Consider the following 17,839-nt stretch of genomic DNA (forward strand, 5'->3'; position numbering starts at 1 on the left):
TCACCCGAGCGCGGGTGCCGGGCGCCCCGCCTCACGCGCCGTCGGGACGAACCCCACCGGGTGGCCCCACCGAGCGGACCCCATCGGGCCGGCCTCACACCTCGTCGGGCACGAAGTCGCCGACCCTCTTGAGCTCGGCCGAGATGTGGGACTGGAGCGGCTGCCCCATGGAGGCCATGTCGTACGCCCACATCAGGTTGCCGTTGACCAGGCCGTAGAGGCGGTGGCCCGCGGTGTACTCCTTCGCGGTCGCGGTGCGGGCCACCACGTCGGTCTGGAGCTCGATCTTGTTGAAGACCACCTCGCCGACGTAGATCTCCACGATGCCCGTGGGGTGTGACAGGCACACCTCAAGCTGACGGCCGGGAAGCTGGCGCCAGAAACCGGTCTCGGTGCCCAGCGGGCGGACCTTGCCGCCCTCCTCGTCGAGCAGCCAGGTGCGACTGCTGTAGGTCAGGAACGGCTTGCCGTTGTGACCGAAGACGATCTCCTGGCCGAAGTTGAAACTCTCGATCGTCGGATATCCACCGACCCCGGCGCCTTCCCATCGACCCACGAGGAAGGAGATCGGCTCAAGATCGGGATGCAGTTCGGGAACGTCCATGGAAACGAGCCTAGAGCCGCTGCGATATGGTTCGCGCCGGTGATGCCGGGCCGCATAGGCTGCGAACATGGCACGATCACTGGTGATCAAGGTTACCGCGGGCGAAGACTCGCCTGAGCGCTGCAATCAGGCCTTCACCGTGGCCGCGGCGGCGTTGGCGAGCGGCGTTCCCGTCTCGCTCTGGCTGACGGGCGAGTCCGCCTGGTTCGCCCTCCCCGGACGGGCGAAGGAGTTCACCCTCCCGCACGCGGCCCAGCTCGGCGACCTGCTCGACGCGGTGCTCGCGGGCGGCAGGGTGACCCTGTGCACGCAGTGCGCGACCCGACGGGACATCACGGTCGACGACGTGATCGAGGGCATACGCATCGCGGGCGCCTCCACCTTCGTGGAGGAGGTCCTGGAGGAGGGCGTCCAGGCCCTCGTCTACTGAGAGCACCGGAGCACCCGCTGCCGGCGGAGACGCCCCGCCGGCAGGAGCGACGCCTGATCAGCGGGGCAGCACCGCGGTGAGGCGCTCCTCGCGGAGCCTGTCGAACCAGGAGTCGTCGATCGGCGGCAGCTGGGCGCCCACCGCCCAGGTGAGCAGCAGGTCGGCGAGGCCGGGGTTGCGGGCGAGCGCGGGACCGTGCAGATAGGTGCCGACGATCTTGCCGGTGTAACAGCCCTCGGTGCCGTCGCCGTTGCCCGTACCGACCGCCGTCCGTGCCAGCGGCCGGATCCCGGCCCCGAGCCTGGTGACGCCCATGTGGTTCTCGAAGCCGGTGAGCGTGGAGATGCCCAGTGCCGGGTCCGCCTCCCCCGCCAGCTCCCCGACGGCCCGGCCCTGACCGCGCCCGCTGGAGATGTCGATCAGGCCGATGCCGTCGACCGGCTGGCCCTCCTCACCACCGAACGTGGTGCCGATGATCTGGTAGCCCGCGCACACGGCGAGCAGGGCAGCGCCCCGCTGGATGGCCCGGTGCAGGCCGCCGTCGCGCTGGAGCCGCTCGGAGGCGAGGATCTGCGGCCGGTCCTCACCGCCGCCGATGAGGTAGATGTCGCCGCTCTCGGGAACCGGGTCGGCCGAGCGTACGTGCACGGTCTCGACCGGGATGCCCCGGCGCTTGGCGCGCTGCTCCAGGACCAGGACGTTGCCCTGGTCGCCGTACGTGCTCAGTAGGTCCGGATAAATCCAGACAAGGCGCAGGGCGCTGTCAGACTGCACGACCGAACTCCGATCGGATCTGCTGGAAGGCGGTGTAGTTGGCGATCACGTCGACCTTGCCCGACGGTTGCGCGGCGAGCGCCTGCTCGAACGAGTTCGCCAGTTGGAACGGCACGTCGGCCACGTCCAGCCGGAGCGCGAGGTCGAGCCGCCGTTCGCCGGTCACGAAGACCGGCCTGCCGCGCAGCACGCGGTAGTCGACGTCCCACAGCCATGAGGTGTCGCGACCGTCGGGCCCCTGGGCGTTCACCGAGAGGATCACCGGAAGCGAGGCGTCGAGCACGTCGAAGGCCTCCAGCCATCCCGCCGGGTTCTTGGCGAGCAGCAGCCGGGCGTGCCGGCCGTCGCGTTCCACCGTGGTGTATCGGCCGGCGACCGACTTCACCTCGCGCAGCCGGGGCAGCGCCCGCTCGACCGGCAGGCCGAACACCTCCGCGGTGGCGAGCGCGATCGCCGCGTTGGCCCGGTTGGCGCGCCCGGGAAGCTGGATGTCGAGCACCCAGCGCTGCCCGCGCGGGTCGATCACCGCGTCGTCGTCAAGGACCCAGGACGGCTCGGGCCGCCGGAAGGTGCACTCGCGGCAGGCCCAGTCGTTCTCCCCCGCCGTCGAGGTGGCACCGGCGCCGATACTGCCGGGCGGGACGTACTCCATGCCCTTGCGGTCGAGGGGGCCGCCGCACTCGGGGCAGCACCAGGAGTCCTCCTTCCACGGCTGTCCCGCCGACACCCAGGTGACCGAGGCCGCGGTGGAGGCGCCCCAGGTCACCAGCGGGTCGTCCGCGTTGGCGATCACGTGGGTGTTCTTGCCGGCGAGCGCACGCCGCCACTTCTGGGCGAGCAGCCAGATCTCGCCCGCCCGGTCCATCTGGTCGCGGCTGAGGTTCATCAGGCAGACGACCCCGGCCCCGGTGGTGTCGATCACCTCGGGCAGGTATTTCTCGTCGACCTCCAGCACGCCGTACGGGGCGTGCTTGGCCGACGACAGCGCCGAGACGTGCCCGGCGGGCATGTTGGCGCCGAAGGCGTTGGTGGCGACGTCGCCGAGCTCCGACAGCGCGGAGGTGATCAGGCGGGTCGTCGTCGTCTTGCCGTTGGTCGCGCTCACCAGCGCGAGCTTGCGGTCGTGCGCGAGCTTGCGCAGAAGATCGGGCTCCAGGACCAGGCTGACCCTGCCCCCGATCACCGATCCGTCCCCACGCCCGGTGACCCGGGACAGGGTCGCGGCCGTCCGGCCGAGAGCGGTGGCGAGCTGCGCCCGCAGCGGAAGCTGAGTCATACCGTCTCCTCGCTTGGCGACCCGTCACGGGACGACCCGGCGGCCGACCGGCCCGGCCGCGGGACCGGAATCACCGAATCGTTCATGCCGCAGATCTTAGCCCTGCTTCGGCACCGTCACCCCCGGAGGCACGTCACACGCACCCCTCGGTGACGGTGAGATGGGGAAGCCTTCGCACCCGGTGAGAAAGCACCGAAAAAAGCCGACAAACAACATCGTCCTCACCCCTCGGTGAAGACGAGTTCCGCCGACTCCGGCGAATCCTCGTCGAAGGGCTGCACGAACCGGCCCGGCCACGACAGCACACTCTCCAGCCAGCCGGCCCCCATGGCCTGGGACACGTGCCGGAGCCGCTCCGCCGGGTCGAGGCCGATGGTGACCGTGAGGATGTCACGCTCCACGCTCTCGCGGTCGTCGTCACCGAGGATCACCCGCCAGGCCAGCTCCCGGTTCCTCTCCACCTCCATGGACAGCGGGTGGTGGCGCAGCGCCTTGGCCCGGTGGCCGAGCAGCTCGGTGCCCCCGGCCGGACGGTTGAACAGCGCGTACTCCATGACCGGCGCGGAGCCGCGCGGGTTGGGCGCGGGCTGGCCGTGCGGGAAGAGCCTGTCCACCTCATGCAGCCACCGCACCTGCGGGATCACCCAGGCGGGTCCCGGCCGCTCGCCGGGGTCGCGGTCGGGGCCGAGCAGCCTGGTCGCGACCACGGCGACCTGCTCGGTCAGCGTGGTCGGGTCGTTCACGGTCCGCAGCGACCACGCGCGACGGCCCACGCAGCGTTCCACCGCCGTGGCCAGCAGGCACTCGCGCCGTCGCGGCGGGAGATCCGCCCAGAGGCCGGCGAGCGCCCTGGGCACTCCCGGCAGCGGCCGGTTGGTGCAGAACGCCAGCACCAGCGTGTCGGCCCAGATCCGCAGCCACGCCCAGTCGGAGGCCGCGGCGAGCAGGTCCGCCTCGCGCAGCTCGACCAGCGTGCACGCCCGGCCGGTGCGGCACTCCTGCCCGCAGGCCGCCGAGCGACGGCCACAGATGGGCGGCATCTGGCCGGGAACCGGACGCTCGCGGTCCTCGCCCAGCGGCACCTGGACGCGCAACGGCCGGTCCATGCCGTCGGCGAAGACCGCGGCGACACCGGGAGGGAGCGAGACGACCTGCCGGGACTGCTCCTCGCTCAGGTTCGTCGCCGCGCCGACCAGCTGGCGGTCGTCCTCGGCGGGGAGCCGGTGGATCACCTTCAGCGCGGTGTTCTTCACCACGTCGGAGACGAGCTTCGTGGGGATCTGCTCGGCGACCACGATGCCCTCGCCGTACGCGCGGATCTCGGCGAGCATGCCCGCCAGGAGTTCGACGGCGTGCGTGCTGGCCCGCCCCGCGCCCCGGTCGCGCAGCAGCCGGTGTGCCTCCTCGATCACGATGACGTGCTTGAGCCCGCTGCTGCGCTCCTTCCTGGCCCGCATCCGCAGATGCTCCACGATCCGGATGATCAAGGTGCCCATCAGGAACGCCTTGTCCTCGTCGTTCGCGACGTCCTCGATCGCGAGCACCACGTTGCGCTGGAGCAGGTCGCCGATGTCGGCGGGGTGCCCGCCCTCGAAGAACCGGCCCGCGGAGCCCACCCGCAGCGACCGCAGCCGCAGCGAGATGAAGCCCTCCACGTCGGCCTGGACCTCCTTGCCGTAGCCGATCTCCTTGATCACGTCCATCGCGTGCTGCTGGAGCTGTTCGAGGGTCGGCACGGCGGGCCGGACGGCGGCGCCGGGGGCGGCCCAGCCGGTGACCACGTCCCAGCCGTTGGCCTCGTACACCCGCTGCAGGGCGAGCGACATGATCTGCGGGAACGGCTCCTCGGCGTCGAAGGCCGCCATGAACAGGGCTCGGACCATGTCGATGTGCGCCTGGACCGGGTATCCGGGCTCGGGGGCGAGCGGGTTGACGCTGAACGGCACGCTCTCCGGTGCCGACGGGTTGATCACGGTCACCGGGGCGAGGTGTTCGATCCTGCCGCCCATCGAGGCGTACTCGGACTTGGCGGGCTCGATCGCGAGCCACGGGATGCCCGCGCCGGTGAGCTGTTCCAGCAGATGCCTGACGGTCTGCGACTTGCCGGAGCCGGTGGCGCCGGTGATGAACGCGTGCCGGTTGAGGGTGGCCAGCGGGACCTTGAACGAGCCGACCGGCCTGTCCTGGCCGTCGAGGATGGACCCGAGCTCGACGGTGAGCTCGCCGGGCACGGTGTCCGCCTCGCTGGTCACGTCGAAGAAGCCCGCGTCGAGGACCCGTACCCCCGGCACCTCCCGGTGCGGCAGCCCGGCGAGAGCGGCGAGCGCCCCGGCGGTGGCCGCGAACGGGGAGGCCGCGCCGTCCGCCGGGTCCTGCAGGGTGGTCGCGAGCGCCTCGGCGAAACCGTAGACGGGACCGGACAGCGCGCTGCGCAGGCGGTAGGGGTGGTGGCTCATCTCGGCGGAGCCGACGAGCACCGGGGCGATCTGGCGCAGTTCCTCGGGACCCGCGGCCCCGGCGAGCACCCGGACGTTCCAGAGCCCGGCCTCGCGAAAGGCGTCCAGCTCCTGCATGCGCCGCTCGGCCCGTTCCGCGTCGTAGCGGGAACGCTCGGAGGCGTCACCGTACTGCCGCAGCACGTTGAGCTGGGTGCGCAGGTGCGCGACCTCGGCGTCGAGCAGGTCGGTCTGCTCGGCCACCACCAGCCAGGCGAACGGCCGGGACATGAGCGTGACCAGCGTCGACTCGAAAAGCGTGGGCCGCCTGATCTCGTCGGCGTCCGGCTCTCTGCGTCCGCCGAGCGGAGGTGCCTGACGTCCCGGGCAGACGGTCCAGGCGAGGTCGGACAGGTCGCGGAGCCACTCGTCGCCGATCCGGACGCCACGGGCACCGCTGGGGAAGAGCAGCGGTTCCGGACCGCCCGGGACCTGCTCGGCCTCGGTGGCGGCCCTGCGGGGCGGGCGCGGCGGGGTGAGCGGCCCCGCGTTGGTGATCAGCTCCAGCGGGGCGCCCGACCCTCGCGAGAGCCAGCCGACCACGAAGGGACGGTTGCGCTGGGCCGTGGAGAGCACCGCGGGCAGGACGGTGACGAAGTCCCACTCCGCGGAGGAACTGCGCGAGGGCGCCGTGATCGCCTGGATTCTGTACCAGGGCCCTGTCAGGGCGTTGGGCGGACGGGACACACTTGGCTGCATTTGGTCTCCACCCGGGGGACCCGGCTCCAGGCCGGAGGGTTGACGCTTCACGGATCGCTCCGTTGTACCGGCCGACGCATGATCGAGATCGAGGGTAGGTCACCCCCGCGACCACGGTCGAACCTGACTCGGGGCTCGCACCCTGGCATTGACCATCCCATTACGACATACGGACGCCTCGTTGACGCACCCGGCGAAAACATCGCCGCCCGAACGATCCTCACCCGAGTTCCCACCCCCTGAGCGGGCCCCTCGGCGTGGACCGGAATCTCATCAGCGACGGCGCCAGTCGAGCCGCGCCGGAGGCGGGCCGAGGTTGGGCGGCGCGTCCTCGAACGCGCTCGACGCGCGCGGCTCCGGCTTCTTCTCCTGCCCCTGTTCCAGCGCGGCCTCCTTGATCTCGTCGAACTCGCCCAGCGTCGTCTTGGGGAAGGTCAGTATGGCCGGGTTGGCGTCGGCGAGGCGGACCCTGCGGCCCTCGGCGGTGGCGTCGGTGACGATCACCGAGGTGGTGGGGAGCTGCTGGAGCTGATGGGGCTCGACGAGGAACTCCCTGGAGCGGTGCAACACCCGCTCGGTCTCCCCCATCGCCTTGGTCGCACGGCGGCCCCACTCGGTGGAGGAGGTGATGTCCTCCTTGAGGTCCGTGTGGTTCACGTCGCGCTCCTCGTCGCCCTCGTCCGCCTGGCCGACCGTGGAGACGTAACCGCCGTCCATCCCCGCCCCCGCGGCACTGATCGTCTCGGTGAGCTGGGCGAGCTCCAGGCGGTGCTCGGTGCCGACGTGCTCGCTGGCGATCCGGGCGTCCTCGGCGTTGCCGAGCCGCATGAACGTCACCGCCGCGTGCCCGCGCCCGAGCCGCTCCCGTACGGTCGGGGTGAGCGCGCGGTAGGTGAGCACGAGACCGGTTCTTGAGGTCTCGCAGGCGTCCATCAGCCGGTCGAGCACGTCGCCACGGAGTTTGTCCGCGCCGGCGACGATGATCGTGTGGTACCACGGCCGCTCGGAGGCGGGCGACTGACGCAGGATGTGGGTGAGCGCGGTCGCGACGTACGTGCCGAGGACACGGTTGCCGAACACGCCCGCCTGCCGGTCCATCGACACGACCCGCAGGCGGGCGGGCGGCAGGCGCACCGCCTCGGAGCCGAGGGTCTCCAGCTTGCGCAGCTGCGACTCCAGCGCCCACGCCCGCTCGATCACCACCCGGTCGCTCACGCCCCGGCCGAACAGCGTGCCGATCCGCTCCAGCTGGGTGGCGGTGATCAGGCCGAACCGCAGGTCCTCACGGGGGTCGCCGACCTGGGCGAGGGCACGCAGGGCGGCGGTGACCTGGTTGATCGTGGCGCTCTCGCCGAGGACCTCCAGGACCCGCTCCAGGATGGCGTTGTCGAACGACAGATCCCTCGTCGTACGGTGCTCCTCGCTCACGCTCACGACGTGGGCGAGAACGTCGGCGAAGGCCTCCGGGGCGAGCGTGGCGCCCAGGTCGAGCCGGGGCAGGTCGACCGGCAGCACCCAGACCAGCGGGTCGTCGCCACCCCTGCGCGCGAGTTCGATCAGGTCCTTGGCGATCGCGCCCTCGGACAGGTCGAGCACGGTCAGGTGGCCGCCGCTGTAGAGACGGGTCGCGCCGAGCAGGGTGATCAACGCCGACCAGCCGGGCAGGGTGCCTCCGGCCACGTCGATCCGGTCGATCTCGTCGGGCACGGCCACGGCGTACCAGGTCAGCTGGCGATCGTGGCGCTCCTTCTTCTCCGCCCACTCCCGGTATCGGGCGGCGTGCTCCTCCTGGGCGAGGAAGAGCTCCCGCTCACGTTCCTCCCGCAGCCGGTCACCCGCCGCCTCGCGCTCCTTGATGCGCTGGCGTACCGCCCGGTCGCCCTGGTAGACGGCGTAGCTGCAGAACGCCGCGATGCCACCGGCGGCGATCACCCCGACGGCGGCGAACGACCAGCTGAGCATCTCGGTGAGTCCGAGGACGAGGATCAGGGTGGCGAGCGCGGCCATGAACCCACGGACGATCTTGACCGGCCGGTTCAGCAGGTCCTCGTTGAGGCGTTCCCTGCGCACCCACTCGGGGTCGAGCGGCTCGGGAGGATTCTCGACGGGCGAGGGTCGCTTAGGAGCCGGACCCGGATCAGGGTGCAACAAGGCGTACTGCCAGCCCAGGTAGATCCGGTCCGCCTGGAGCTGCGCATGCTCGGGATGCACGTCCGCCACGGAACCTCCGCCATCGGGCTCATCGAAAGCCTCGGAGACAGCGTAAGAGTTCGCCATCGTATTCGGGCAGCGTTCCCGTCAATCCGCTCCATTTTCCCCAGGTTTACCTGTACTTAAGGGACAGATGGGGCAGATGGGGCGGACATCAGCGTTTAACATCGTTTCTCATGACTGCCCCTCCCGAGGGTCCCACCGGACGGCGCCCCATCGCGGTCCCGCTCGCCGCTCTGGTGACGGTCACCGGTCTGGCAGTCACCACCGTCCTCGGCGGCTTCGCCACCGCCCCGGAGAAGCCTCCCAAGCGGCTGGGCCAGGGCTCGACCGTGGACCAGGAACAGTTCACGACCACGTTCGTCGGCTCCCGCACCGTGAGCGAGCCCGGCCTGTTCGGCGGCCCGGCCAAGCGCCTCCTGGAGATCGAGCTCCTCGTCGTCAACAAGGGCGAGGAGACCGCCGGTACGGGGGTGCCCTACCAGGAAGGTCATGGTGGTGGGTCCTTCGGGACGTCCCTGCTCAAGGTCAGCCCGGAGATAAAGGGCAAGTACGGCGCGTCGGTGTTCACCCCCACGGGAGGGGGCGAAAGCAGTCAACTGCACCCGGCCTTGCCGACCAGCGTCGTGGTCCGGTACGAACTGGAGGACGGACAGCGGCCTCCCAGGCAGCTCACGATCGACGTCGGCACGTACGAGTGGCGCGAAGGGATCACCCTCGCGCCGGGCTGGTTCCTGGTCACGAAGGACGGCGAGGGTGACGAGGGCGGGGAGAAGCCCGTGGTGACGGCCCAGGTCACGCTGCCCGTCATGCCCGGGGGAACGCGCTCGTGAACGTCTCCTTCCAGCACCGGCCCGAGACCTCTCCGCGACCCGAGACCCCTCCGCGGTCGGAAACACACTCCCCGCCCGGGGCGCCCACCCCCCACCGGGCCACCGCGCGGCCGAGCCGGTGGCGCACCGCCGGTGCCGTACTGGCCGGGATCACGCTCGCGGCCTCCGCCGTGGGACTGCAGGCCTTCGGCTCGGAGGCCGCCGACCACGACGCGCCCCTCACCTCGACCGGCGCCTTCAACGAGGAGGTCACCGGCTCCCGGATCTCCGCGCGGGTCAAGGCGGTCTACGCGGCCAAGGCCATCGCGACCAGGAAGGCGAGCGGCGAGCAGGAACGCGTGACCGCCAAGGGGATCTTCGTCATCGTCGAGGTGGGCGCCACCGCGACCTGGGAGCCGCAGCGGTTCGGGCCTCCCCGGCTGCTCACGGCCCGCGGGCGCCGTTACGTGGCCTCCGACAGGGTGGACCAGACGCTGACCGTCACCCACCCCTACCTCCAGCCGGGCTGGTGGACCGAGGGCGTGACGGTCTTCGAGATCCCGCCCGGGGAACTCCCTGACTCCCGGATCCTGCTCGCCCCCTCATCGGGTTTCGTCGTCGAGCCGAACGGCCCTCAGATCGAGATAGACCTGGGCCTGGACGAGACGGCCGCGCGGCAACTCACCTCCACCGCGAAGGACGTCTACGAGTTGGCGAGCAGGACCTGATGAGGACGCCACACCGGGGAGGCCCCGAGGACGACCGGGACCGCGCCTGGTCCGCCTCACAACAGGAGCGGCCCGCGCACGAGAAACGGCACGCGCGAGAAGATCGGCACGCGCGGGAGAACCCCGCGACGGGAAACCCGCCCATGACGGACAACCGGCCCGCACGGGAGAACCGGCCCGTACGACAGGAGCGGCCCGCCCAGGAAGGTCGCCCTTCCGCACCGTCTCACGATCCCTACCGAGGCACCCCCTGGCCCACCGCCCTCGGCACCTGGCCGGTGTCCCCCGCCGGCCGGCAAGCGCGTACCGGACAGCCCCAGGAACCTCCGGCCACGCCCCCGGCCCCCGCCCGGAGCCGTCCCACCCCACCTCAGCGTCGGCAACCTCCGGGCGACGGCCAGTGGACTCCCGCTCCCCTGCGGATATTTCCTGACGAACAGGTCTGGCCTCCCAACCCACCCGAGGAAGAGCCCGCGGAGGTCTCGACCCAGCCGTTCCCCTCCATCTCCGCTCTTCCGCTCCCCCGCCCCTCCGTCACGGGAACGGGAACGGGAACGGGAACGGGAAAGGCTGCAGCCGTCGCCGTACCGGCCGACGACGTGCCCGCCCAAGAACCGTCCGCACCGAAGACCCCGCCGAGGCGGGGCCGCCGTACGGCGCTGCGGGTCGGTGGGGCGATCGTGGCCGTCGGGCTCGGCATCGCGGCCTCCACGTGGAGCGGTTACACCGTGTACCGGACCGGCAACCCCGCCGACAGGATCCACACCGTCGCCGCCGGGGGTGCCATGACGCTGATGCACGTGTCGTGGAAGGCCTCGATCGAGCAGGTGGACGACCTGCCCGGCCAGAAGCCCCTCCCGCCCGACCGCCAGTGGCTGAAGATCAAGGTGACGAGGACCGCGCTGGACGCCGAGGGCGTCAGCCTGCGGGGTGATCCCGAGGTCGAGGTGCGGCATTCCGACGGTCGCGTGTGGAAGGTCCTCCCCGAGAGCGACGACATCCCCGACGAGGTCAAGGACCACCGGGTCGGCACCGCCTACTCCTACGACATGATCAGCGTGGTGCCCCGGCATCTGGCCGGGCAGGTCGAGGTGCACGTCCGTCCCGCCACGTTCCACGTGGTGGATAACCAGCCCGTGGAGGACATCCTCAGGAAGGCGGCGGCACAGAAGGACCCCGTCCGGGACCAGGTGCTGCGCTTCAGGCGGTGAGCGTCCTCCCCGCCTCACGGCCGCGCGTGGCCGCGATGTCGAACGTGGCCGCCAGCAGGCAGACGGTCAGCGTCAGCACCACCAGCTCCCTGACGAACTCGACCGGCCCGGCCAGCGCCACCCAGACGAACGGGTCCTCGTTGCCGATCAGCATCCGCACCCCCCGGTCCGCGTAGTCGGTCACCACGCGGATCGCGACGTAGCAGAGGCACAGGGCGCCGAACAGCACGGGACCGCCCTTCGCCGCGAGCCGGAAGGCGTTCGCCGGGGGAACCCAGCGCTCCTGGAATCCGGCCGTGGCGTGGGTCATCGTGCTCCGGGTGAGATCGTGGGCCCGCTCCACCCTGGTGGCCACGCCGTCGAGCCTGGTTCCCCGTACGACGGCCCGGGTGTCCTCGGCGAACGCGCCGTAGACGAGCGAGGCGACCGTGAGCCAGGTGAGCGGGACGATCAGCCCGTCGACCACGTGGGGCCAGGTGTCCCCGACCGCGTCCCCAACGGTGTTCCAGAAGGGCTTCCACCACGGCAGGGCCTCACCCGCCGCCTCGGCCCATTCCTTGAACGTCACCACGACGACCCGCTGGTCCAGCCAGTCCGCCCGCGCCTCCGCGAAGGCGAGGAGGGCGTTGATGCTGTAGAAGGCGAAGGCCAGCTCGAAGAAGGTCGCGAGCACGCCGCTGCCCCTGCCCCTGCCGTTGAGGTGCCACCGGGCGAACAGCATCCTGAGCAGGTACGCGACCACGGCGACCCCGATGGAGACCCGGACGTCCAGCGTGGAGAGCCCGGTGCCGCCCTCTATCTCGTTCCCCGCGAGGCTCGACGCGAAGTCCTGGTCGACCCGCCTCGCGGTGTCGACGGCGATGAACTCCCTGGCGTCCGCGGTGTGGAAACCCCAGGCGAGGTAGATGGTGGCGAAGACCAGGGTGGCGCGGTTCAGCGCGCCGAACATGCTCTCGTCCGCCTCGCCCGCCTCCCGCCGCGCCCGGATCTCCCGGAGCGCGCCGCGCACCGAGTGCAGCATGCCGACCATCACCACGAGTTCGGTCAGCACGATCAACGTGAAGACGAACATCGTGACGACGAGCCGCACCTGCCGGTGGTCCCCGTGGGAGACCTCGCTGGCGGCCACCATCAGCAGTTCCCTGACCACCCTGCCCACCGAGAACCAGAGGATCAACGTGAGGGCACAGGCGCCGAAGATCTTGAGTGTGTGCAGGGGCAGCGAGGCCGCGGAGAGCGAGGCGGGCCTCCGGTCGACTGCCGGCGACTGTGTGGGCATGACAGGCGTTTCAGGCACCGAGGCATGCTAACGACTCCCCTGTCGGAACGCAGCCCGGCCGGCGAGGCCGAGAGGCCGGTCGAATAAACGACCGCCCCCGTTTGTTGCAGCGGCAATGAAGCGCATGGAAGTCTGGGCCGACATGGCCTGCGCGTGGGCCTACATCGGCAAGCGACGCCTGGAGCAGGCGCGACTCGGCGAGGACGTGGAGATCGTCTGGCGCCCGTACGTCATCGATCCGATGGCCCCGGTGCCGTCGGAGCCGCTGGAGGAGGAGCTTCGCGACCAGGTCGCCGAGGGCGCCCTGCGGGCCCTCACCCCGCCCTCGAACCCGACCCCGCCCTCGCTCTCGCCCCTGACCTCGGCTTCCACCCCGGCTCCGGCTTCCGCCCCGACCGCGACACCGACTCCGGTCCTGGCAGGGAACCGGCCCGGTGACGGCGGGCGACGGGGCGCCGTGTGGCGGGCGAACACGTTCGACGCCCACCGGGTGGTCGCCCTCGCCTACGGGCGGGGCGGCGCCGCACTCCAGGACACGGTCGTGGAGCGGATCCTGCGCGCCCACTTCGTCGAGGGTTCCGACATCGGGGACCGCGCCACCCTGGCGGCGCTCGCCGCCGAGGCCGGTCTGGACGGTATGGCCGAGGCCCTCGACCGCGGCGACGGCGCGGACGAGGTTCGTTCCTGGCTGCTGCGCGGCAAGGCCGAGGGCGTCACCACCTCGCCGACCTTCGTGGTCGGCGACACGGCGGTCACGGGCGCGCAGCCGCCGGAGGTCCTCGCCGATCTGGTACGGCACGCCGCTCCCCGGCGGGAACTCCCCGACGAGGTCAGGTGGCTGCGCCAGGCCGAGACCCTGCTGGATGCGCGGGACCCCCTCGGCGCCCTGCGAACCCTGCGTCCGCTGCTGGCCGATCACGGCGACGACCCCGCCGTCCGGCTGCTGGCGGCCCGCGCCTACTTCGGCTCCGCCCAGTTGGGCAGGGCGAGGGAGACGCTGGAGGCGCTGCTGGAGCGCACCCCCGGTGACCACTACGCCCGGTTCCTGCTCGGCAGGACCCTCGAACGCGCCAACCGGCACCCCGAGGCCCTGCCGCACCTGCGTCTGGCCGCGGCCATGTCCCCGGATCCCGACTACGTCGACGCCGTCGACCGCGTCGAGAGCCGCCTCACCGTCTGACGCGAAAAAGCGGAGGTTCGCTCTCTTCCCCGAGGGTGAACCTCCGGGAACAACCGCCCGACACGATCCCCGGGGGACGAACCTCCAGGAACAACCACCTGACACGATCCCCGGGGGACGAATCTCCGGGAACATCGGCCCCGGAACGGGCGACCCTCCGGAACAGCCGGTCCGCGGAACCCGCGGACCGCCGGGGACGGCGGGCCTTCCGCTCGTCCGGCGCAGCGAAAAGGACCGGCCCTCCCGAGGGAACGCCGGTCCTTTCGACGTGCTGGTTCTTACTGTTCTCGCCGGTGGAGCACCGTACTGGTTCTCGCTGTGGCGAGGCCGGACCCGAGGGGTCAGACGGCCACGGCGAGCTGGGTGACCTCACCCAGGCGGGCCTGGGCCGGGATGTCCTTGGTGACCCCGCCGCCCGCGATGATGCGGACGGTCCAGTCACCGGGGGCGGCGAAGAAGCGGAAGACTCCCTCCTCGGACACCACGACCTCACCGGTGAACTCACCGGCGTTGTCGAGCAGACGGGCGTAGGCCGTGCCCGCGCCCGTGACCACACCCTGGATGACGGCCTGGTTCGCAAGATCGATCCCGGCCGGAAGGGCAACCGTCTGTTCCGGAGCAGCGCATCCCTGAGTCATTATCGGGCCTCTCCCAGTTCGATCGGCACGCCGACCAGCGAGCCGTACTCAACCCATGAACCGTCGTAGTTCTTGACACCGGCCTGGTCGAGGAGCTCGTGCAGCACGAACCACGTGTGAGCCGAGCGCTCCCCGATGCGGCAGTAGGCGATGATGTCCTTGCTGAAGTCGACGCCCGCGCCCTCGTAGAGGGACTTGAGCTCCTCGTCGGACTTGAAGGTGCCGTCGTCGTTGGCAGCCTTGGACCACGGGATGTTGCGGGCGGTGGGCACGTGGCCGACACGCTGCGCCTGCTCCTGCGGAAGGTGCGCGGGGGCGAGCAGCTTGCCGGTGAACTCGTCGGGCGAGCGCACGTCGACCAGGCTGAGCTTGCCGATCGCGGCGACGACCTCGTCGCGGGAGGCACGCAGGGACCGGTCCTGCTCCTTGGCCTTGTAGGTCGTGGCGGGGCGGCTGGGCACCTCCTTGACCAGCTCGCGGGACTCAAGCTCCCACTTCTTGCGGCCACCGTCGAGAAGCCTGATGTTCTCGTGGCCGTACAGCTTGAAGTACCAGTACGCGTAGGCGGCGAACCAGTTGTTGTTGCCACCGTAGAGAACCACGGTGTCGTCGTTCGCGATGCCCCGGGCGGACAGCAGCGCCTCGAAGCCCTCGCGGTCGACGAAGTCACGGCGGACCGGGTCCTGCAGGTCCTGCTTCCAGTCGACCTTCACGGCGCCACGGATGTGGCCCTTGTCATATGCGCTGGCGTCCTCGTCCACTTCAACGAGAACGACACCGGGGGTGTCGAGGTTGGCCTCGACCCAGTCGGCGTCGACCAGGACGGCGGAGCGGCTCATGGTGATCCTCCAGGATCATCGTGCGGCGGGTAGTAAACGGCGAATGATCAAAAACATCTCGCAGCCGAGACAGAAACCAAAACCGGCATTGAGAAAAGCGGCGAAAAGTGCCACTGCGACGGCGCCGAGGGCCAGCGGCGTTATCTGTGCGACGTATCCGACCAAGCCCACCAGTGCGAAAGCGAGACCGATCCCCTGCGCGAAGCGCGGTGGGGCTGCGTCCTCGAGTTCCTTCGGCGGACTCTTCACTATCCCTTTGAAAATCATCCCGTACGGCGAGGTGCCGAGAACGCCCTGCGCGAACACGACGGCCTGCGCGACCAGCAGCCATGCGTTCCCCGTCACGAGGACGAGTGCGAGCACAACGGTGGTCACAGCCGCGGAGAAACGGAGAGCTCGGGAATCAACCTGCATCGCTTGATGCTCCTGAAGGGTTGTGCAGATCGGTGCGGCTCGACGGCCGCTTGAGATCGCCCTTAGGAAATGCGACAGAGCGCGGTGGTCACGCGGCAGAAATCAACCGCGCGCCGCTTCGTGAGCAGCTCTGTCGTGGAGTTCATGTCCATGACATTACCCCGGCGTCCCGCCATCTGTCACATCCCTGTCCAATTTCTGAGACATGATCGTTCAATGGCCGATAGGGTGCCCCGCTCATTCGCCCACCGCCAGACCGAGGGCGCCGATGACGTCGGCTTTCCTGGGCTGGCCCGAGGCACGCTTGACGACCTGACCGGACGCGTCGAGGACGAGGACGGTGGGGGTGCGCAGGATGTTCAGTGATCGGACCAGGTCGAGGCGGGACTCCGCGTCGATCTCCACGTGCGCGACGCCGGGCACCATCTCGGCCACCTCGCCGAGGATCCGCCGCGTCGCCCGGCACGGCTGGCAGAAGGAGGTGGAGAACTGCACGAGCGTGGCCCGCTCCCCCAGCTCCGCGTGGATGTCGCCGGACGTGAGCCGCTCCACCTCGCCCTTCACCTCTCGCGCCACGCCGTCTCGCCGCCGCATCGCCACGCCCGTGAGCGTGCCGAGGGCGAGGGTGACGACCACCACCGTCAAACCTGTCACGGAACACGACAACAGCCGCACGTCCCAGGCCATTCCCTCGCCGCCCCAACGGTTTCGGCCGGTGGGGGGCCGTGAGCGCCGCCCCGGCAGGCTCGGCGGGCGAAAACCGTGAGCGGCACGCCAACGGGCTCGACGGCGACGGGGATCGCGAGCGCGACCCCCGGCAGGCTCGGCGGGTGGAGATCCCGAACGCGCCCCCGGCACGTTCAGCGGGTGGGGATCGTGAGCAGCACCCGTCCGCCGGCGGTGGTGATCTCGAACGCCGTGATCCGTTCCGGCGGGATCGTGGTGGTGGCCGAGAAAGAGCCCGACCTGTCATAGGCGGCCCGGTTGACGACCCAGTTGCCCGCCGTCTCCCTCAGTCCGCCTTCCCCGATCACCTCCAGCCGGCAGCGCGTCCCCTTGGCCACCCCGGTGAGCACGACCTTGATCGTGGTCGCCCCCTCGCCCGCGGACGCGGTCACCACCGCCCGGACCGTCCCCGTGTCGTCCGTCCCCTCGAACCGCAGCTCGCTCGGGGCGAGCAGGATCTCCGGCGCGGGGCTGGACACCGGGGAACGGGAGGCCTTCGCCCTGGCGTTGCCGTCGGGCGCGGCCGAGTCCGAGAAGGATTGGGCGCTCTCCTGGCTGCCGGCGGCGTCGGCCGGCCCCCTGTCCTCGGCATTCCCGGCGCCACCGGCGTCTCCCGCGTCCCTGGCCGACGACGACTGGGGCGCCGACGCGGTGGTGGCCTCCGGAGGTGACTGGGTGACGGCCCACAGGGTCCCGCCGCCGAGCCCGACCACCAGGACCGAGGCGGCGAGCGAGAGCATCAGGCGGTTCGTACGGTGCCGTCTGACCTTCGCGCTGAGCAGCCGGTCGAGCACCACCGTGGGCGGGCTCGCCACCTGCGCCACGTCGCCCTCGGACACCCTGCCGAGGAACGTCGCCACCCCGGCCAGCTCCTCCAGCTCGGCCCGGCACTCGGCGCACTCGGCGAGATGGGCCTCGACGAGCACCCGCTCGTCCGGCTCCAGGGCACCGAGCGCGTAGACGCCGAGCGATATCCGTACTTCTTCACAGGTCATCATGGCGCGAGCCCCCGCTCCTCCAGCGCCAGCTTGAGCGCCCGAAGCGCGTAATACGTGCGCGATTTAACCGTCCCGGCGGGAATGCCGAGCGACTCTGCGGCCTCCTTCACGGATTTCCCCTGGTAGTAGACCTCGGCCAGCACCTCGCGGTGCTCGGGCCTCAGCGCGGCCAGCGCCTCGGCGATCGCCCACGACTCGACGGCCCGCTCCAGCTCGTCGTCGGCGGGCACCACGGCGAGCGCCTCGTCACCCGTCTCCGGGGGGCGCGCCTTGCGCGCGCGGTGCTGGTCGACGACGAGGTTGCGTGCCACCGTGAACAGCCACGCGCGGATGGAGCGGCCGGCGAACGCGTCGGGATGGCGCCAGGCCCGCAACAGCGTTTCCTGCACGACATCCTCCGCTCTCCCCGAGTCGCCCGTCAGCCGCAACACGTAGCCGTACAGTGGCCCGCCGTGCTCGTCGAAGAGCGCCCTCACGAGTTGCTCGTCGGCGGTTCCGGCTTGGCTCACATCCTCACGACGTACG

The 17,839-nt window shown here is 70.7% G+C and carries 18 protein-coding genes; 5 read left to right on the plus strand and 13 right to left on the minus strand.

The genetic code is table 11. The features are described from left to right. Window positions 1–94: 94 nt before the first annotated feature. Complete coding sequence (locus AB0B90_RS02735; RefSeq protein ID WP_350943099.1) at window positions 95–604, minus strand: FABP family protein; 510 nt, start codon at window positions 602–604, stop codon at window positions 95–97. Window positions 605–671: 67 nt separating this feature from the next. Between AB0B90_RS02735 and AB0B90_RS02740 the strand changes: the two genes are divergently transcribed. After that, window positions 672–1,034, plus strand: a complete 363-nt coding sequence (locus AB0B90_RS02740; protein WP_350943097.1) for a DsrE family protein — start codon at window positions 672–674, stop codon at window positions 1,032–1,034. 57 nt (window positions 1,035–1,091) lie between these two features. On the opposite strand, the gene AB0B90_RS02745 is transcribed toward AB0B90_RS02740, so the two are convergent. From AB0B90_RS02745 to AB0B90_RS02760, 4 genes are all read right to left on the minus strand, one after another. Next, a complete protein-coding gene (locus AB0B90_RS02745) occupies window positions 1,092–1,808 on the minus strand; it encodes a glutamine amidotransferase (RefSeq protein WP_350943096.1) in 717 nt (238 codons plus the stop codon). After that, window positions 1,798–3,084: a MurT ligase domain-containing protein gene (locus tag AB0B90_RS02750; RefSeq protein ID WP_350943094.1), complete on the minus strand. Its 1,287-nt coding sequence runs from the start codon at window positions 3,082–3,084 to the stop codon at window positions 1,798–1,800. The genes AB0B90_RS02745 and AB0B90_RS02750 overlap by 11 nt, the downstream gene beginning before the upstream one ends. Before the next feature lie 221 nt (window positions 3,085–3,305). Continuing rightward, window positions 3,306–6,278, minus strand: coding sequence for an ATP-binding protein (locus AB0B90_RS02755; RefSeq protein ID WP_350943093.1), 2,973 nt, complete (start codon window positions 6,276–6,278; stop codon window positions 3,306–3,308). 273 nt (window positions 6,279–6,551) lie between these two features. Further along, complete coding sequence (locus AB0B90_RS02760) at window positions 6,552–8,489, minus strand: hypothetical protein (protein WP_362920367.1); 1,938 nt, start codon at window positions 8,487–8,489, stop codon at window positions 6,552–6,554. A 176-nt stretch (window positions 8,490–8,665) separates the two neighbouring features. On the opposite strand from AB0B90_RS02760, the gene AB0B90_RS02765 reads away from it, so the two are divergent. The 3 genes from AB0B90_RS02765 to AB0B90_RS02775 all read left to right on the plus strand — a co-directional run bounded on the left by AB0B90_RS02765 (window position 8,666) and on the right by AB0B90_RS02775 (window position 11,240). Further along, on the plus strand, window positions 8,666–9,322 hold the full coding sequence (locus tag AB0B90_RS02765) for a hypothetical protein (protein ID WP_350943090.1): 657 nt from the start codon (window positions 8,666–8,668) through the stop codon (window positions 9,320–9,322). Next, entirely contained in the window at window positions 9,319–10,029 is a 711-nt protein-coding gene (locus tag AB0B90_RS02770) for a hypothetical protein (RefSeq protein WP_362920369.1), read from the plus strand. The genes AB0B90_RS02765 and AB0B90_RS02770 overlap by 4 nt, the downstream gene beginning before the upstream one ends. 599 nt (window positions 10,030–10,628) lie before the next feature. Then, complete coding sequence (locus AB0B90_RS02775) at window positions 10,629–11,240, plus strand: hypothetical protein (RefSeq protein ID WP_362920371.1); 612 nt, start codon at window positions 10,629–10,631, stop codon at window positions 11,238–11,240. Here AB0B90_RS02775 and AB0B90_RS02780 read toward each other — a convergent pair. Beyond that, window positions 11,230–12,537 carry a hypothetical protein gene (locus AB0B90_RS02780; RefSeq protein WP_362920375.1) on the minus strand — a complete coding sequence of 436 codons (1,308 nt, stop codon included), beginning with the start codon at window positions 12,535–12,537 and terminating at the stop codon, window positions 11,230–11,232. The two genes, AB0B90_RS02775 and AB0B90_RS02780, sit on opposite strands and share 11 nt — an antisense overlap. A 106-nt stretch (window positions 12,538–12,643) precedes the next feature. Here AB0B90_RS02780 and AB0B90_RS02785 point away from each other — a divergent pair, with 106 nt between their 5' ends. Then, entirely contained in the window at window positions 12,644–13,699 is a 1,056-nt protein-coding gene (locus tag AB0B90_RS02785) for a DsbA family protein (protein WP_362920377.1), read from the plus strand. 341 nt (window positions 13,700–14,040) lie between these two features. Here the strand turns inward: AB0B90_RS02785 and AB0B90_RS02790 are convergent, their stop codons facing one another. The 7 genes from AB0B90_RS02790 to AB0B90_RS02820 form a co-directional block, all read right to left on the minus strand. After that, complete coding sequence (locus AB0B90_RS02790) at window positions 14,041–14,337, minus strand: DUF1416 domain-containing protein (protein WP_350943081.1); 297 nt, start codon at window positions 14,335–14,337, stop codon at window positions 14,041–14,043. After that, window positions 14,337–15,176 (minus strand): sulfurtransferase, encoded by an 840-nt coding sequence (locus AB0B90_RS02795; protein WP_350943079.1) that lies wholly within the window; start codon window positions 15,174–15,176, stop codon window positions 14,337–14,339. Before AB0B90_RS02795 ends, AB0B90_RS02790 begins: the two co-directional genes overlap by 1 nt. 15 nt (window positions 15,177–15,191) lie before the next feature. Then, the gene (locus AB0B90_RS02800; RefSeq protein ID WP_350943077.1) at window positions 15,192–15,590 is read right to left on the minus strand and encodes a DUF4395 domain-containing protein; all 399 of its coding nucleotides are present in this window, start codon (window positions 15,588–15,590) and stop codon (window positions 15,192–15,194) included. Between the two features lie 62 nt (window positions 15,591–15,652). Further along, the gene (locus tag AB0B90_RS02805) at window positions 15,653–15,766 is read right to left on the minus strand and encodes a putative leader peptide (protein WP_362503376.1); all 114 of its coding nucleotides are present in this window, start codon (window positions 15,764–15,766) and stop codon (window positions 15,653–15,655) included. Between the two features lie 61 nt (window positions 15,767–15,827). Further along, window positions 15,828–16,184, minus strand: coding sequence for a thioredoxin family protein (locus AB0B90_RS02810; protein ID WP_350943562.1), 357 nt, complete (start codon window positions 16,182–16,184; stop codon window positions 15,828–15,830). A gap of 266 nt (window positions 16,185–16,450) precedes the next feature. Further along, window positions 16,451–17,314, minus strand: a complete 864-nt coding sequence (locus tag AB0B90_RS02815) for a zf-HC2 domain-containing protein (RefSeq protein ID WP_350943076.1) — start codon at window positions 17,312–17,314, stop codon at window positions 16,451–16,453. Then, window positions 17,311–17,823: a sigma-70 family RNA polymerase sigma factor gene (locus tag AB0B90_RS02820; RefSeq protein WP_350943074.1), complete on the minus strand. Its 513-nt coding sequence runs from the start codon at window positions 17,821–17,823 to the stop codon at window positions 17,311–17,313. Before AB0B90_RS02820 ends, AB0B90_RS02815 begins: the two co-directional genes overlap by 4 nt. Window positions 17,824–17,839 lie beyond the last annotated feature (16 nt).

It is taken from the genome of Streptosporangium sp. NPDC049078, from assembly GCF_040648855.1.
Classification (GTDB): domain Bacteria; phylum Actinomycetota; class Actinomycetes; order Streptosporangiales; family Streptosporangiaceae; genus Streptosporangium.

Coding starts and splice junctions, on each gene's coding strand:
- AB0B90_RS02765 (WP_350943090.1), top strand. CDS start 8,666: ATGACTGCCCCTCCCGAGGGTCCCACCGGACGGCGCCCCATCGCGGTC.
- AB0B90_RS02805 (WP_362503376.1), bottom strand. CDS start 15,766: ATGGCGGGACGCCGGGGTAATGTCATGGACATGAACTCCACGACAGAG.
- AB0B90_RS02735 (WP_350943099.1), bottom strand. CDS start 604: ATGGACGTTCCCGAACTGCATCCCGATCTTGAGCCGATCTCCTTCCTC.
- AB0B90_RS02750 (WP_350943094.1), bottom strand. CDS start 3,084: ATGACTCAGCTTCCGCTGCGGGCGCAGCTCGCCACCGCTCTCGGCCGG.
- AB0B90_RS02785 (WP_362920377.1), top strand. CDS start 12,644: ATGGAAGTCTGGGCCGACATGGCCTGCGCGTGGGCCTACATCGGCAAG.
- AB0B90_RS02755 (WP_350943093.1), bottom strand. CDS start 6,278: ATGCAGCCAAGTGTGTCCCGTCCGCCCAACGCCCTGACAGGGCCCTGG.
- AB0B90_RS02740 (WP_350943097.1), top strand. CDS start 672: ATGGCACGATCACTGGTGATCAAGGTTACCGCGGGCGAAGACTCGCCT.
- AB0B90_RS02810 (WP_350943562.1), bottom strand. CDS start 16,184: ATGCGGCGGCGAGACGGCGTGGCGCGAGAGGTGAAGGGCGAGGTGGAG.
- AB0B90_RS02800 (WP_350943077.1), bottom strand. CDS start 15,590: ATGCAGGTTGATTCCCGAGCTCTCCGTTTCTCCGCGGCTGTGACCACC.
- AB0B90_RS02795 (WP_350943079.1), bottom strand. CDS start 15,176: ATGAGCCGCTCCGCCGTCCTGGTCGACGCCGACTGGGTCGAGGCCAAC.
- AB0B90_RS02790 (WP_350943081.1), bottom strand. CDS start 14,337: ATGACTCAGGGATGCGCTGCTCCGGAACAGACGGTTGCCCTTCCGGCC.
- AB0B90_RS02815 (WP_350943076.1), bottom strand. CDS start 17,314: ATGATGACCTGTGAAGAAGTACGGATATCGCTCGGCGTCTACGCGCTC.